This is a genomic window from Nostoc sp. ATCC 53789 (genome assembly GCF_009873495.1).
GTDB lineage: Bacteria > Cyanobacteriota > Cyanobacteriia > Cyanobacteriales > Nostocaceae > Nostoc > Nostoc muscorum_A.
Genome location: NZ_CP046703.1, coordinates 4,006,296 through 4,019,463, shown reverse-complemented (window position 1 = coordinate 4,019,463; position 13,168 = coordinate 4,006,296). Strand labels below are relative to the sequence as shown.

Sequence of the window (13,168 nt, the reverse complement as noted above, 5' to 3'; positions counted from 1 at the left end):
AATTGGGAATTGGGAATTGGGAATTAATTATTCCCTCGTACTTCCAACTCTTGTACAGACGCGATTCATCGCGTCTCTCCTAATTCAGCGATTAATCACGTCTCTCCTAAGTCGATATATAGACTACAAGACTTTGCACTGACCATGATGCCGTAACAAATGGTCACATAATACCAACGCCACCATTGCCTCAACCATTGGCACTGCACGCGGTAATACACAAGGATCGTGTCTTCCTTTTGCTGCTAATAGGGTTTCTTCGCCCTCACGAGTTACAGTCTTCTGCTCTTTTCTAATTGTTGCTGTCGGCTTAAATGCAACTCGCAAAATGATATTTTCGCCGTTGGAAATCCCGCCTTGAATACCGCCAGAACGGTTTGTTACTGTACGGATTTCCCCATTTTGATCGATATAAAATTCATCGTTATGCTCAATTCCCGTTAGTAGCGTTCCCGCAAAACCCGAACCAATTTCAAAGCCTTTGCTAGCAGGGAGAGACATGACACCCTTAGCGATATCAGCTTCTAATTTATCAAATACTGGTTCGCCCAAACCTTTCGGCACATTTCGCGCCACACATTCTACGACACCGCCGATAGAATCGCCTTGTCTGCCTATTTGCTCAATTAATTCAATCATGCGATCGCCACATTCAGCATCGGGACAGCGAACGATATTGCTTTCTACTTCCTCTAAGGTGACAGTATTTGGATCAACTACACCTTCCAAGTCTTTGATGCGCTTAACGTAAGCAATAATTTCGACATTGGCAACTTGACGAAGAATTTTTTTAGCGATCGCACCTGCTGCTACTCTCCCGATTGTCTCACGCGCTGACGACCTACCCCCACCTTGCCAATTGCGAATGCCATATTTTGCATCATAGGTTGCATCAGCATGAGAAGGCCGATACTTCTGTGCCATCTCGTCGTAATCTTGGGGACGAGTATCTTGATTACGTACCAAAATTGTTATGGGCGTTCCCAGCGTTTTGCCTTCAAATACTCCTGACAGAATCTCGCAGGTATCAGCTTCTTTGCGAGGAGTCGTAATTTTACTTTGTCCCGGCCGCCTTCTATCTAGTTCTACCTGAATTTCTTCTGCCGAAATTTCTAGTTGGGGAGGACAACCATCAATCACAACTCCCACACCGCCGCCGTGAGACTCGCCAAAAGTACTAATGCGAAATAAATGACCAAAAATATTGCCCATGATTTTGAGGAAAAAGGTGAGGCTTATGTATTCTACCTAGAGTTCTTCAAAAGTTTGTCTTTGCTTTTTGTAGAATTCTTCGCTATTTTCTAGTATTTATGCAACAGTATCATTGCAGTTCCGGTCATGAAAGCGGACGCATATAATTATCTGCTCAAAGAGCAAATGGTTACACCTGCCAGAAAATCTAACAATTCACAACGGCTTAATTAGGCGTTAACCGATAGATATAGTGAAAAAATTAAGCTCTTTTGCCAACCACAACTGTCACAAGAGTACAAACCAAAAAAAATACGGAACAAAGCTTCTACTTTATACCTATTATCTATCCAATCTCGTTCAAAATTATGGAGTGGCAATTTAACACTATCTCGCAATGGTCGTTGTGCATTGTCAGAGTTTTGTTTTGGTAGCTTGGACGTTGAGTTTGGACGAATTTGGCGTTGCCGTAGCCTCGGTCATAAGCGGCAAGTGGTCTTTTGCCTAACTCACGAGTACTTGTAGAGGTTTCTTATTCGCTCAACATCCTTGACAAAAGTACATTTCCATAAGATGCACTCATGTAACCGTTGTCTGCGATCGCCTATAGCCATTTACAATACGTAAGTAAGACAAATGACGTAATAACAAGGCTTACAGGCATAAATTCTGAAAATTAAAGAAAAAAATAATTACTAATTGCCTAAAAATTCCGGTTTTTTTGGCTTTGGGATGATAAATAAAAATAATAGCGTTGAATGTCATGCTTCCTACTGCGAAGGATTACTGAAATTCTTCGCTGCTTTCAGGATGACTACTGAGCATCAAATAACATCTGCCGCCAATCAGTTTTTTGCTGGAGATGCTGCTACATCAAAAGGCTCTACCACAAAACTTGCTCTAGATGTATCTAAGTAACTATGCTGATAAAGTGTAAAGATGTCACCGTATCTTGGAGTGAATTTTAAAGCAATCGTAAAGGATTTTGTACCATTTTGGCAGGTTTTTATCGGAAAAATGGGATATTAGTAGATTGTACAAATCTTTATTGTTATTCACTATCTACCGAAAACTGCTAAGTACAAGCAAATACCGACACAGATAAGTTAAAGTAATTTAATGAAGTAGGAAATAATACATGGTATTATCACTGTCTTCTCATAACGTTATCCAGTATCTGCAAGAAGCGGGGCTGTGTAGCTCAGAAGATGACGCATCAGATAAATCTGAGTTGCCAGGAAGTAGTAAGAACAGTTTCGATTTACTCGTGACTCTAGCAGATAATCGTAAACTGCTCATTAAACAAGAACGTAACGTTAAAAGCAATGACGGCGCTCCTCATGAATTGTTTCAGGAGTGGCTATTTCATCAGTTGCTCCAACAGTTTCCAGTTCTCGGCAATATTTCCCCGATCGCACCGTTGGTAGTTCATTTCGACGAAGAAAATTCCATCCTTGTCCGCAACTACTCAAGTGAATATCGGCAACTTGCGAAATTATACCACAATAATGATATTTTTCCACAAGAAATTGCCACTGCGATCGGCACTACTTTAGCGGGACTCCATCGCGCAACCTACAACCGCCGAGAATATCGGGATTTTATGGCAACTGCTCCCCAAGGAGAGTTTCGCTATGGCTTTTACAATCCGGCGCAAGGGTTAGAGTCAATTGGGCCGGAGATTTTTGGGACGGTTCCCACGGATGCGCTGAAATTTTATCTACTCTACCAGCAATCGGAGAGTTTGGAATCTGCGATCGCAGATTTGGCGTATGACTGGAATCCTTGCTGCTTGACTCACAACGACCTGAAATTGAACAACATCTTGGTTCATTCCAGGTGGGAAAAACTAGACAATTGCCTAGTCAGACTAATTAATTGGGAAGCTTGTTCTTGGGGAGATCCAGCTTTTGATTTAGGAACTTTACTAGCAAGCTATTTACGAATTTGGCTCAATAGCCTCGTCGTAGATCCCACCATTGAGTTACAAGAATCTCTACATCTGGCTTTGACACCGTTGCAGAGTTTACAACCTTCAATTATTGCCCTCATTAGGGGTTATCTAAATGCTTTCCCAATGATTTTGGAATACCGCAGTGACTTTATTGTGCGCGTTATCCAGTTTGCAGGACTGGCACTAATTCATCAAATTCAGGATATGATTACCTGCCGCAAATCTTTTAATAATGCTGATATTTGTATGCTGCAAGTGGCTAAAAGTTTACTCACTATGCCGCAGCAAGGTGTACTGACTATTTTCGGAATATCAGAGTCAGAAATCCTTAATCCTGTAGGGACAGTTCATAAACTTCCTCAGCCTGTAAAAGAGCCACAGCTACTTCGTCTTTATTACGAAAAAACTCGGCTTCGTGGTTGTTAATAGCAGAGAGCAGAACAATTATAAATTCTGACTCCTGACTCCTGAATTCTGTTTTTAAAGTTTGAATTCTAAATGGATTAATGCTAAATTACTCTATCACTCAACCGCTAAATTCTCTATTCGATATTGCTAAGAATATTCAGATTGAACCAAATTTTTGTATTTATCATCCCAATTATCAACCTTTTGCTCTGCCAACTAAAGTAGCCGATAGATTTCAGCAAAATTCTGTAGATTTACAACAGAAATATCTAACTCTACTGCTGCGGAACTTTCTTTATGGGATCTATTACAATGGCTCTCTACAAAGTACTTTAGCAGTCAATACTGATAGTAGTAATTGCCCATCAAAGCATAATTTAGCAGATAATTCCATCTTAGAAATTGATTGGAACTTTTACGAGCATCTACACGCCAGTAATCACGGCATAGGTTACTTTGACCCTCAATGGCAGGTATTGCGAAAAGAACCTGATGGGACTATGGCTGTGACTAAAGGCGGTTTAACACTTTATGTTGAGCCAGACTGCCATCTCAAATCCAGCAAAAAATCTACCAAAGTGGGTGACATGGTAGCAATCTGGATGCCCAAAAATCGATTGCAAAATGGCTCTTACTTGGCAGTTAGTAATGTCGGACAGGAACGGCAAAGCAACCCCGATGCTGATTTGGGAGCAGGGCGAATTTACTTTAACTTTACGCCATCGGGTGCGATCGCTCTTATGGAAAGTCTGACACTACAATTGAATGCAGCTTCCATTCCCTTTAGCTTTCAGGTTCTTCACAACCCTTCTGCATACGGACGCTATGATTCGGGGCTACTCTACTTTGAACTTCCCGACTATCCAGCAATCCGCACAATCCTTCAGGCTGTTTATATAGAAAATCAATCCCATTTCCAGCCTGAAATCCCCTTGTTTACCAAATTTTTAGCCCCAGGTTTAGGTTTAGCTGAAGAACCAACCCAAAAATTTGCCGCACAAGAAAGTTTTGGGATGAACCGTTGCCAAATTGTCGCTAATGCTTTGTTGGAAGCTTGGCACAAAGGTAAGAATGCGATAGAGGAACGGATGAGAGTTATTGACCAACACTTTGCGCGACACCTAATAGATTTGCAGCGCCCTTATCTCAATCCCAGTTCTGAGGATATATATAAGCCGTTAAATTGATTAATTGGGCATGGGGCATGGGGCATGGGGCATGGGGCAGGGGAGCAGGGGAGCAGGGGAGCAGGGGACAAGAGGTGAGAACTTGAAACAAGTCTTTCCCCTTGTCCCCAATTCTCCTTGTCCCCAAGTCCTCTTCCCAATGCCCAATGCCCAATTCCCAATTCCCAAATTCAAAATTCAAAATTCCACAATCACCGGCGTATGGTCGCTGGGTTGGGTTAATTTTCTGGGTTCGGCATCAATAATACAACTTGTAGCACGTTCATAAAGCACGGGTGTGAGATAGTGATGGTCAATCCGCCAACCTAAGTTGCGACGGAAGGCGGCGGCGCGATAATCCCACCAGCTATAATTTCCGCCTTCTGTGGTGAATTTGCGAAAAGCATCGGCAAACCCTAGTTGCAGAATCTCGCGCAAGGCTTGACGCTCGGTTTCTGTTGCCATAATGTGATTTTCTGTACTCACTTGTTCGTGAATATCCTTGTCTTCTAGGGCGATGTTGAAGTCACCGCACACACAAATTGCAGGTTCCGACAGCGCAAGCACTCGCAAATACTCGTGTAGCGCGGTCAACCAGCGCAGTTTGTATTCATATTTTTCAGTTCCTACTGCTGCACCGTTGGGAACGTATAAGTTAACAATCCGAACACCATCAATTACACCTGTAATGACCCGTTTTTGCTCATCCCATTCGTGGTGTAAATCTGGCAAAATCGCCCTAAACCCGCTACTTACGTTTAAAAGTGGCTGGCGGCTAATCAGGGCTACGCCATTATAAGATTTTTGTCCTGATATATAAAGGTTATAGCCCAACTGCTCAAAAGGCGATCGCGGAAACTCGGCATCCGCAACTTTTGTTTCTTGTAAGCAGAGAACATCAACGGGATTGTTAGTTAACCAATCAGTAACCTGTTCGAGGCGAGTGCGAATTGAGTTGACGTTCCAAGTAGCGATTTTCATTAGTTATCAGAATTTTTTGAAACTTAATAATTACAAATTGTGTAATTATTGTACAATTACTTAATATTTATAATTTCTTTTCCATTTCCCAATTACGTTTAAACAAACCTTTAATCATTTGATCCTATTGAATATTTTAGTATTGTCAGCTACCAAATATTCAATTTTGTAAGTTCTGCTACAAAATATTCTACTTCATTATGATCCCCAAGACAGATGCAACAACTAATTGATTAGTTATACGTTAGAAATGTAACTCAGGGCTGACTTTTGCCGAATAGTCCTTTAGATTTGTAGACAGAAAATTTGCGGGACGGTTAATCGGTATTGCGTTTTTAGTAGCCTGTTAGGTTAATTTAAATGTCAAAATAGTAAGTACAAATGCTTTGTTCTCATACAATAATGATGCGACTCATTATATTGAGGACAATTTCATAGACTGAACCAAAAAAACTTATGAAAATCGCTCAAGTTGCCCCCTTATGGGAAAGGGTTCCACCTCCTAGTTATGGAGGAATAGAACTGGTAGTGAGTCGCTTGACTGATGAACTTGTTCGTCGCGGTCATGAGGTAACATTATTTGCCTCTGGCGATTCTCAAAGTTTGGCTCATTTAGAAGCAGTTTATCCACGTGCATTGCGCTTAGACCCGAATGTTAAAGAGTATGCAGTGTACGAAATGCTAGAACTGAGCCAAGTTTACCAGCGTGCTAAAGAATTCGATCTTATCCATTCTCATGTAGGGATTTCGGCATTACCTTTAGCGAGTTTTATAACAGCAACTTCTACAGTGCATACCCTGCACAATAATTTTACCAACGACACCCGGCACGCATTTAGCTACTACCAAAAGCAACCATACATCAGCATTAGTAACTCGCAGCGTCAAGTCGATCTAAATTATGTTGGCACTGTTTATAACGGAATTGAGCTAGCAGATTATCCTTTCGTAGCCCAACCGTCAGAACCTCCATATTTGGCATTTTTAGGCCGTTTTTCGCCAGAAAAAGGGCCACACCATGCGATCGCTATTGCAAAGAACAGTGGTTGGCGCTTGAAGATGGCAGGAAAGGTTGATGTCGGCGACTCTAAGTTTTTTGAACAAGAGATTGCCCCCCACATTGATGGTCAGCAAATTGAATATCTTGGCGAAATTAACCACGCCGAAAAAACTGAACTTCTGGGCAATGCTGCCATAACTCTTTTCCCCATTAACTGGCAAGAACCTTTTGGATTAGTAATGACTGAATCAATGGCAACTGGTACACCAGTAATTGCCATGAATTTCGGCTCAGTACCTGAAGTGATTTCCCACGGTAAAACAGGCTTTATCTGCAAAAGCTATGCAGAAATGACGGCAATGATTCCCCTAGCTTTGGAACTCAATCGTCAAACCTGTCGAAAACATGTAGAAAGCAACTTTAGTGTTAACCAAATGGTTAACGGATATGAAGCTATTTACAGACAAATTATTAAAGACCGCATAGAATCGAATGGTCGCATTCATGCTACGAAAATACATTTTTAATCAACTGCTTTTTCTTGCTGAGTTTAAACAACAAATTTTTTTAAGGAGGACATTGGTATGAGTACGAGAGCCAACACTTGCCCATGTTGCGGTGGTTCCCTCCTGCGTCATGCCCGTCATGGTGAACTATATTGGTTTTGCCTGTCGTGCCGACAAGAAGTACCGTTATTAACTGTTATTCGCTTACCTAATGTGGATACCCGGAACACCGGGGTTGTTCCTCAGCCGGTGGTAAATACCTAGTTCTTGCAATTTTTAAATAGATAAAACTTGACTAGAAATCAATACTGATTTTTTTAGACCTATAAATTAGCTTCAACTGGTAAAATCGGATGGAGCTAATTGATAGGTTTAAAGCTTTGTTAGCAGCGTTACTTTATGGGCAAGAAGATTTACGGTTAGAGCAAGTTGCTGACCCCACTCCGGCGGCTGGCGAAGTTGTGATTAAAGTGGGGGTAGCAACAACTTGTGGTACAGATTTGAAGGTTTGGCGGCGTGGTGGTCATCCCAAGATGTTGAAACCGCCGACGCTATTTGGTCATGAAGCTGCTGGGCGAATTGTTGCCTTGGGTGCAGGCGTTACAAATTGGCAAGTGGGCGATCGCATCGTTGCTAATAATTCTGCCCCCTGCATGAAGTGCTTTTTTTGTCAACGTAAAGAGTATTCTTTATGCCCGAATCTGACATGGAATAACGGGACTTTTGCGGAATACTTGAAAATTCCCGCACCGATAGTAGAGCATAATTTATTGCAGATTCCCGATGAGTTGCCGTGGGAATTAGCAGCGATGACGGAACCGTTAGCTTGTGTTTTGCATGGTGTAGCCCGTTCTAATATCAAGCCCAACGATCAAGTAGTCGTCTTAGGAGATGGGGCGATTGGGCTGATGTTTGTGGCGGCGTTGAGTGAGAAAGCTGAGGTGTTGCTATGGGGAGGTAATCACCACCGACTAGAAATTGGTCAGAAATTGGGTGCAACCCAGACTTTTAATTATCATCAAATCCCGGATATTCCCAATTTGGTGAAAGAACTTACCCAAGGACGGGGCGCAGATGTAGTGATTGAAGCCACAGGTGTACCAAGTGTTTGGGAAACTGCGATCGCCTGCGCCCGTCCTGGTGCAACAGTTAACTTATTCGGTGGATGTCCACGAGATACCAGCATTACCGTCAATACAGAACAGCTACACTACAGCGAACTGACAATCAAAGGCGTGTTTCACAATACACCAGAATATGTGCGGGAGGCGTTGGCACTAATCGCTAGTCGCAAAATACCCTTTGAGTTACTTATTAGTGAACAGCGGCCATTAAAAGATTTAGAACAGGTGTTTTGTGAGATGAAGGCGCGACAAGTAATTAAGGTAGCGATGATTCCTTAGATCATGTTAGTTACAGTCTGGCAAGAATTTAATAACCAATACCCAATGCCCAATGCCCCATGCCCAATACCCAACTTAAAGACGATTAATTTCTTTTGTAACTAACTTCCAGCCTTCAGCTTGGTCAATTAACTTCATCGAATCTAGTTGGAGATTGTTCAAAGCAGATGCATGAAGTAGAAAGTAGGGTTGCCCGTTGTAGTGCCAATAATATTCCAGTTCGCCAACAGAAGCGGGAATAATGGTGCGATCGCTATAATAATCCAGCGAGGGACGACGGTAAGCAAAAGATGTGTAAATCTTCCTCGTAGCCGGATTTGCCCGCACAATCATAGCGGCCACTGGTTTAACTGGATAGGCTTCAGATAATTCCCAAACCCAGTAGTTAGATTTCATTAACAGCAGCAGCGAAAGGTAACTTCCCCAAAACAAAATCTTCAGAAATTGCCCGTCGCCTCGTTCTGCCAAAATAGCTGCTAAGGTCATAGTTAAAGCGACTGCGGCAAAAATCAGTTGTAAATCTGTTTGTGATGTTGTACCCCAACTGAAATAAATGCTACCAGCAGAAGCAACTACAGCAAGTATCGCCAAACCAGCAACCCAAGCGCGGGGATAGGATGAAAGTAAAGGCGAATTTTCTGTCTCTGATAACTGGATACCAAAAGCTAAAGCTAAACTGGGGTAAATGGGGAATAAATACCAGGGGACTTTGGTAATCATGAAAGAAATTACCAATAGATAAACACCACTCCACGCCATTACTAGTTTTGCCCAGCTAAGGTTGCGATTTTCCCAGGTTAAGCGGACAGTTTGCGGTAAAAATAATAACCATGGCCATGTGTATTTGAGAAGTTCAACCACATAGTACCAAGGCGGTTCAGAATTACCCTCTACAAATGAACCAATTCGACCTAGTGATGGGTTTACAAGCCCAACTTGGGCGAAAGTGTAACCATAATGAATTAGTTGGGCACTATACCAACCAGCTACAGGCAAAATGCCAATGAAGATTGCTATCCACAGATAGTAACAAGTGAGCAGCCGTGGCGTATCCCAAAACAGAAATATGATCGCGATCGCACCTAGCAACACACCTAGCAGTCCTTGAGTTAGGCAAATCAACCCAAAACTGACACCAACACCAAGGCAATAACGTAAATCTCGGCGCGATCGCAACACGCACAACATCATCACCATCAAAAAACTTACCATCGCCCCATCCAACATTGCCAGCCGCCCATGACGCACCACAGGTAGCATTGTTAGATAAATTAAGGCGCTATAAATAGCAGCCCAACGTTGGCGAAATATCTCACGAGCAATGCAATACAGTAAAGGTACAGATGTGGCTGTTAAAATTGCTCCAGGTAGGCGAGTTGTGAACTCATTTTCGCCTCCTAGAGAATAAGCCCAGGCAATTAGCAAATGTATCAAAGGCGGCTTGTTATGATATGGTTCGCCTCCTAGCGTTGGGAAAAGCCAACGCATTGAACCTGCTGGGGCGTGCCAAATTTCACGAGCAACCTGTGCCACAGTCCCTTCATCCCAGTCGCGCAGGGGCAATCCTCCCAGATTGATGCTAAACAGTAATACTGCTGCCAACAGCAATACTATTAGCCATACCCAATCAATCCATCTGCCAACCGTGCGATGCTGTTTTTCTAGATGACTCCAAATAAAGCTTCCTTCTTGCATATTCTATGTTAATCATTTTACTTGCTGGTTTGATTACATAGAGACCAAAGTGAATCTCCAATGTTGCCACCCAGTAGCAACGTATATTCTTAACAATTGCTAGTTTCCAAGATTAACTCAACTTTATCTAATTAGCGCTATTTTTTGAAAAATTTATCTTAACTATTGAAACAACATATAAATCGGAAAATGATAAAAATAATACAGTCAAAAAATTATTTATCACCTGTTCCTTCGTCCGTAAATTAACTTGTATTTATTTTGTTTTGAGCATGATGCTTAGTTTAATTTTTATCTCCTTAGTTTTTATCTAGCTAAATTCAGAAATATATGGAACATTTGTTGCAGTAGTTTAAGAACGTGCTGAATACTTAAATAAATTAGTTTTAATTTATTTGAATAATAATAGGACTTACGCAAACAATAGCCAAAACCCTGATAATTCAGTAAGGGCAAGCTACTGCGACACGCTGCGCGAACCTACAGAAGCAGCTTACCGCAGAGTATTACCCCTAGTGCATATACTTTTGGGTGAATACTTAAGTAATTACCAACATTTTTTAAATCTTCCGGTTCTTTAGCATTTTACCTTGGAATTTATTCTAAGGCTAATAGCCTCGTTTCTAGCCAGAGGCTTGAAATGCACGTCATTGCCTCTGCCGAAAGTTAACAGACAGAGCCTCATTTTAGGCATTCCCATCCGAAGACAGAGAACGAGATAATGAGACACACTAATGAGCAATAGAATTAAATATTAGAAAGGTTTTATTAATCACAATTAGGTAAATTTTAGAATTACTTCGTGGTTAAATAGTGAATAATTTAGGTATTGCTAGGGATATATTATTTATTTTTAACACTGGCATTAAAAAATAAAAATAACTTGTAATTGCAACTCTTTATTCTGAATAGTAATCTTAATTTGTCTGATAAATTCTCGAAAGTAAAATCGTCGCTCTGTTTCCGACAAATCTAACCAAAATTGGGGTATTGAAACAGCTTGAGCAACAGAACGCAAATTCACTGGGGGAAGAGTCGCCAACTTTGCTTCAAGTGCAGAAATTTCTGTGCGGAGTTTGTAAGCCCTGAGCTTTGCTGTTTCAACATCTAAAATTCCAGTTTCGATTAAAGCAGGTAACTGAGCAAGTATTTCTTGCTGACGAGCGATCGCTTGCCCTAAATTATTCTTGACTGCATCCAATTGGGGAAAATTCACCCCCGCGACAGCTAAGGGTAAGTCACGGCAAACGTTTTCAATTGTATGTTCCAACACTTCTTGGTAGGAAATAGCCTTACATTTGGGGCGTTGAGGACAGCTAGTAGAACGCAAATAAAGATACTCCTTATCTTGGTTGCGTTGGGTGACACGAGTAACTGTCAAATGTGACTGACACTCAGCACAGACAACCAATCCAGCTAAAGAACGTTTAGCACTAGCAGTTCGGGATGGTAAACGGCTATTACGGCGTAAAAGTCGGTCAACTTGGGCTGCTTCTTCTTTAGAAATTATCGGAATATGTGTATTAGAGATAATTTCACCATTTTGGTAAGCTGTATTGCCGCGATAAACTGGATTAGTCAACCAGCGTCGCCCAGTTGTGACAGAGATTTTTTTGCCGTATTTTTTCGCCAAGTAACGAACCGAACCCCGCAGGGAACCATAGAGTAAAAAGTGTTCAAAAAAATCTTTGACTACTGGTGAAGTACTGCGATCAACAGTATATTTTCCCTTACCTCTGCGATAGCCGTAGGGAACTTTGCCAGGTGGCGGTGCAACCTCAAGCCGATTACGGGCGTGTCCTTGACGGATGCGACGACTACGTTGTTGGCGTTGGATTGCATTTAGCAAATTCAGCAAGTCAGCACCCAAAGGATAATTTTCGGAAGTATAGGGTTGTTCTGTAGCGATTATCGCTACTCCCATCGCTTCGAGTTTATGTAAGCGATCGCTAATTTCCTCTACAGTATCCCCTAATTCTTCCAGTCGCCGAATCAAGAGATAATCTGCTGGTTCAGTTTCGCAATCGGTAAATAATTGTTGTAATTGCGATCGCGTAGCGTATCCAGAAGACTCTCGCGTAGTCTGTCCAGAAGACTCTGGCTTACCCAAATCTTCATAAACTCGATCCACCTCCCATCCCCAATCAGCTTGATCGGGAGAAGATTCTAATAGCGGATTGGTGTAAGAGTAAGCAATTATTTTCATTGGTCATTTGTCATTTGTCATTGCTCAATAATCAATAAATAGTTCTTCTTCCCCTGCTCTCTTGCCCCCTGCTCCCCTGCTCCCCTGCCCCCTGCCCTCTGCCACTCCCCCTCATTCCTGACTCAATTCAATAATATTTCCATCAGGATCTTGAGTGAATAGGGCAGGGCGACCGGAAGCGCTGGGTTGAATGGGATAATTATGATCGAGCAACTCTTGTTTTGCAGCGTCCAAGTTAGCAACCGAGAAAGCGACGTGGGGATTGCGTCCCCATTTTTCGTTTGGGTTTTCAGTAGGGACAGTAGGTGCAACTATTAGGTGAATTTGATAGTTACCGACTTGATACCATGCACCAGCGTATTTCAGCGAACGATCTATTTTGGATAATCCCAATACTTTGCCATAAAAGTGTTCAGAGCGTTCTAAATCAGTCACAAGAATTGCTGTATGGAGACTTTGGGTAATCTGCATTGTCGGTAAGTGCGATCGCGTTTATCTAAATTTTGACGTACTTTGAACCCTTATGAAGTACTTATTCTCCACCCCTAGTAGAGCTTGTTATTACCAACATATTTTAAAGTTAGGTAAGGGTGTATTAGAGTCAGAGTATGCGGTTGAAAAATTTGACAGACCTAAATCCTGACAGCAGTTGACTAAT

The 13,168-nt window shown here is 41.9% G+C and carries 11 protein-coding genes; 6 read left to right on the top strand and 5 right to left on the bottom strand.

The window, feature by feature from the left end; translation table 11 throughout:
* Positions 1-123: 123 nt before the first annotated feature.
* Positions 124-1,212, bottom strand: coding sequence for a chorismate synthase (aroC, locus tag GJB62_RS16615; RefSeq protein ID WP_114081328.1), 1,089 nt, complete (start codon positions 1,210-1,212; stop codon positions 124-126).
* Positions 1,213-1,890: 678 nt separating this feature from the next.
* Between aroC and GJB62_RS16610 the strand changes: the two genes are divergently transcribed.
* The 3 genes from GJB62_RS16610 (at position 1,891) to GJB62_RS16600 (ending at position 4,740) form a co-directional block, all read left to right on the top strand.
* Positions 1,891-2,109: a hypothetical protein gene (locus GJB62_RS16610; protein WP_147262472.1), complete on the top strand. Its 219-nt coding sequence runs from the start codon at positions 1,891-1,893 to the stop codon at positions 2,107-2,109.
* 220 nt (positions 2,110-2,329) lie between these two features.
* A complete protein-coding gene (locus GJB62_RS16605) occupies positions 2,330-3,571 on the top strand; it encodes a phosphotransferase (protein ID WP_114081330.1) in 1,242 nt (413 codons plus the stop codon).
* A gap of 80 nt (positions 3,572-3,651) precedes the next feature.
* Positions 3,652-4,740, top strand: a complete 1,089-nt coding sequence (locus GJB62_RS16600) for a T3SS effector HopA1 family protein (RefSeq protein ID WP_114081331.1) — start codon at positions 3,652-3,654, stop codon at positions 4,738-4,740.
* Positions 4,741-4,917: 177 nt separating this feature from the next.
* Here the strand turns inward: GJB62_RS16600 and xth are convergent, their stop codons facing one another.
* Positions 4,918-5,700 carry an exodeoxyribonuclease III gene (xth, locus tag GJB62_RS16595; RefSeq protein WP_114081333.1) on the bottom strand — a complete coding sequence of 261 codons (783 nt, stop codon included), beginning with the start codon at positions 5,698-5,700 and terminating at the stop codon, positions 4,918-4,920.
* A gap of 456 nt (positions 5,701-6,156) precedes the next feature.
* On the opposite strand from xth, the gene GJB62_RS16590 reads away from it, so the two are divergent.
* The 3 genes from GJB62_RS16590 to GJB62_RS16580 all read left to right on the top strand — a co-directional run bounded on the left by GJB62_RS16590 (position 6,157) and on the right by GJB62_RS16580 (position 8,609).
* A complete protein-coding gene (locus GJB62_RS16590) occupies positions 6,157-7,227 on the top strand; it encodes a glycosyltransferase family 4 protein (protein ID WP_114081334.1) in 1,071 nt (356 codons plus the stop codon).
* A 57-nt stretch (positions 7,228-7,284) separates the two neighbouring features.
* Positions 7,285-7,470 (top strand): hypothetical protein, encoded by a 186-nt coding sequence (locus GJB62_RS16585; protein WP_083782393.1) that lies wholly within the window; start codon positions 7,285-7,287, stop codon positions 7,468-7,470.
* Between the two features lie 116 nt (positions 7,471-7,586).
* Entirely contained in the window at positions 7,587-8,609 is a 1,023-nt protein-coding gene (locus GJB62_RS16580) for an alcohol dehydrogenase catalytic domain-containing protein (RefSeq protein ID WP_114081387.1), read from the top strand.
* Between the two features lie 75 nt (positions 8,610-8,684).
* Here the strand turns inward: GJB62_RS16580 and GJB62_RS16575 are convergent, their stop codons facing one another.
* The 3 genes from GJB62_RS16575 to GJB62_RS16565 all read right to left on the bottom strand — a co-directional run bounded on the left by GJB62_RS16575 (position 8,685) and on the right by GJB62_RS16565 (position 12,981).
* Positions 8,685-10,304: a glycosyltransferase family 39 protein gene (locus tag GJB62_RS16575; RefSeq protein WP_114081335.1), complete on the bottom strand. Its 1,620-nt coding sequence runs from the start codon at positions 10,302-10,304 to the stop codon at positions 8,685-8,687.
* Between the two features lie 865 nt (positions 10,305-11,169).
* On the bottom strand, positions 11,170-12,510 hold the full coding sequence (locus GJB62_RS16570; RefSeq protein WP_114081336.1) for a recombinase family protein: 1,341 nt from the start codon (positions 12,508-12,510) through the stop codon (positions 11,170-11,172).
* Between the two features lie 111 nt (positions 12,511-12,621).
* On the bottom strand, positions 12,622-12,981 hold the full coding sequence (locus GJB62_RS16565; protein ID WP_114081337.1) for a VOC family protein: 360 nt from the start codon (positions 12,979-12,981) through the stop codon (positions 12,622-12,624).
* Positions 12,982-13,168: the final 187 nt, after the last annotated feature.

What these genes read in the sequence shown, in the direction of transcription:
- aroC (WP_114081328.1), bottom strand. Translation starts at nt 1,212, where the DNA reads ATGGGCAATATTTTTGGTCATTTATTTCGCATTAGTACTTTTGGCGAG.
- GJB62_RS16605 (WP_114081330.1), top strand. Translation starts at nt 2,330, where the DNA reads ATGGTATTATCACTGTCTTCTCATAACGTTATCCAGTATCTGCAAGAA.
- GJB62_RS16600 (WP_114081331.1), top strand. Translation starts at nt 3,652, where the DNA reads ATGCTAAATTACTCTATCACTCAACCGCTAAATTCTCTATTCGATATT.
- xth (WP_114081333.1), bottom strand. Translation starts at nt 5,700, where the DNA reads ATGAAAATCGCTACTTGGAACGTCAACTCAATTCGCACTCGCCTCGAA.
- GJB62_RS16590 (WP_114081334.1), top strand. Translation starts at nt 6,157, where the DNA reads ATGAAAATCGCTCAAGTTGCCCCCTTATGGGAAAGGGTTCCACCTCCT.
- GJB62_RS16585 (WP_083782393.1), top strand. Translation starts at nt 7,285, where the DNA reads ATGAGTACGAGAGCCAACACTTGCCCATGTTGCGGTGGTTCCCTCCTG.
- GJB62_RS16575 (WP_114081335.1), bottom strand. Translation starts at nt 10,304, where the DNA reads ATGCAAGAAGGAAGCTTTATTTGGAGTCATCTAGAAAAACAGCATCGC.
- GJB62_RS16570 (WP_114081336.1), bottom strand. Translation starts at nt 12,510, where the DNA reads ATGAAAATAATTGCTTACTCTTACACCAATCCGCTATTAGAATCTTCT.
- GJB62_RS16565 (WP_114081337.1), bottom strand. Translation starts at nt 12,981, where the DNA reads ATGCAGATTACCCAAAGTCTCCATACAGCAATTCTTGTGACTGATTTA.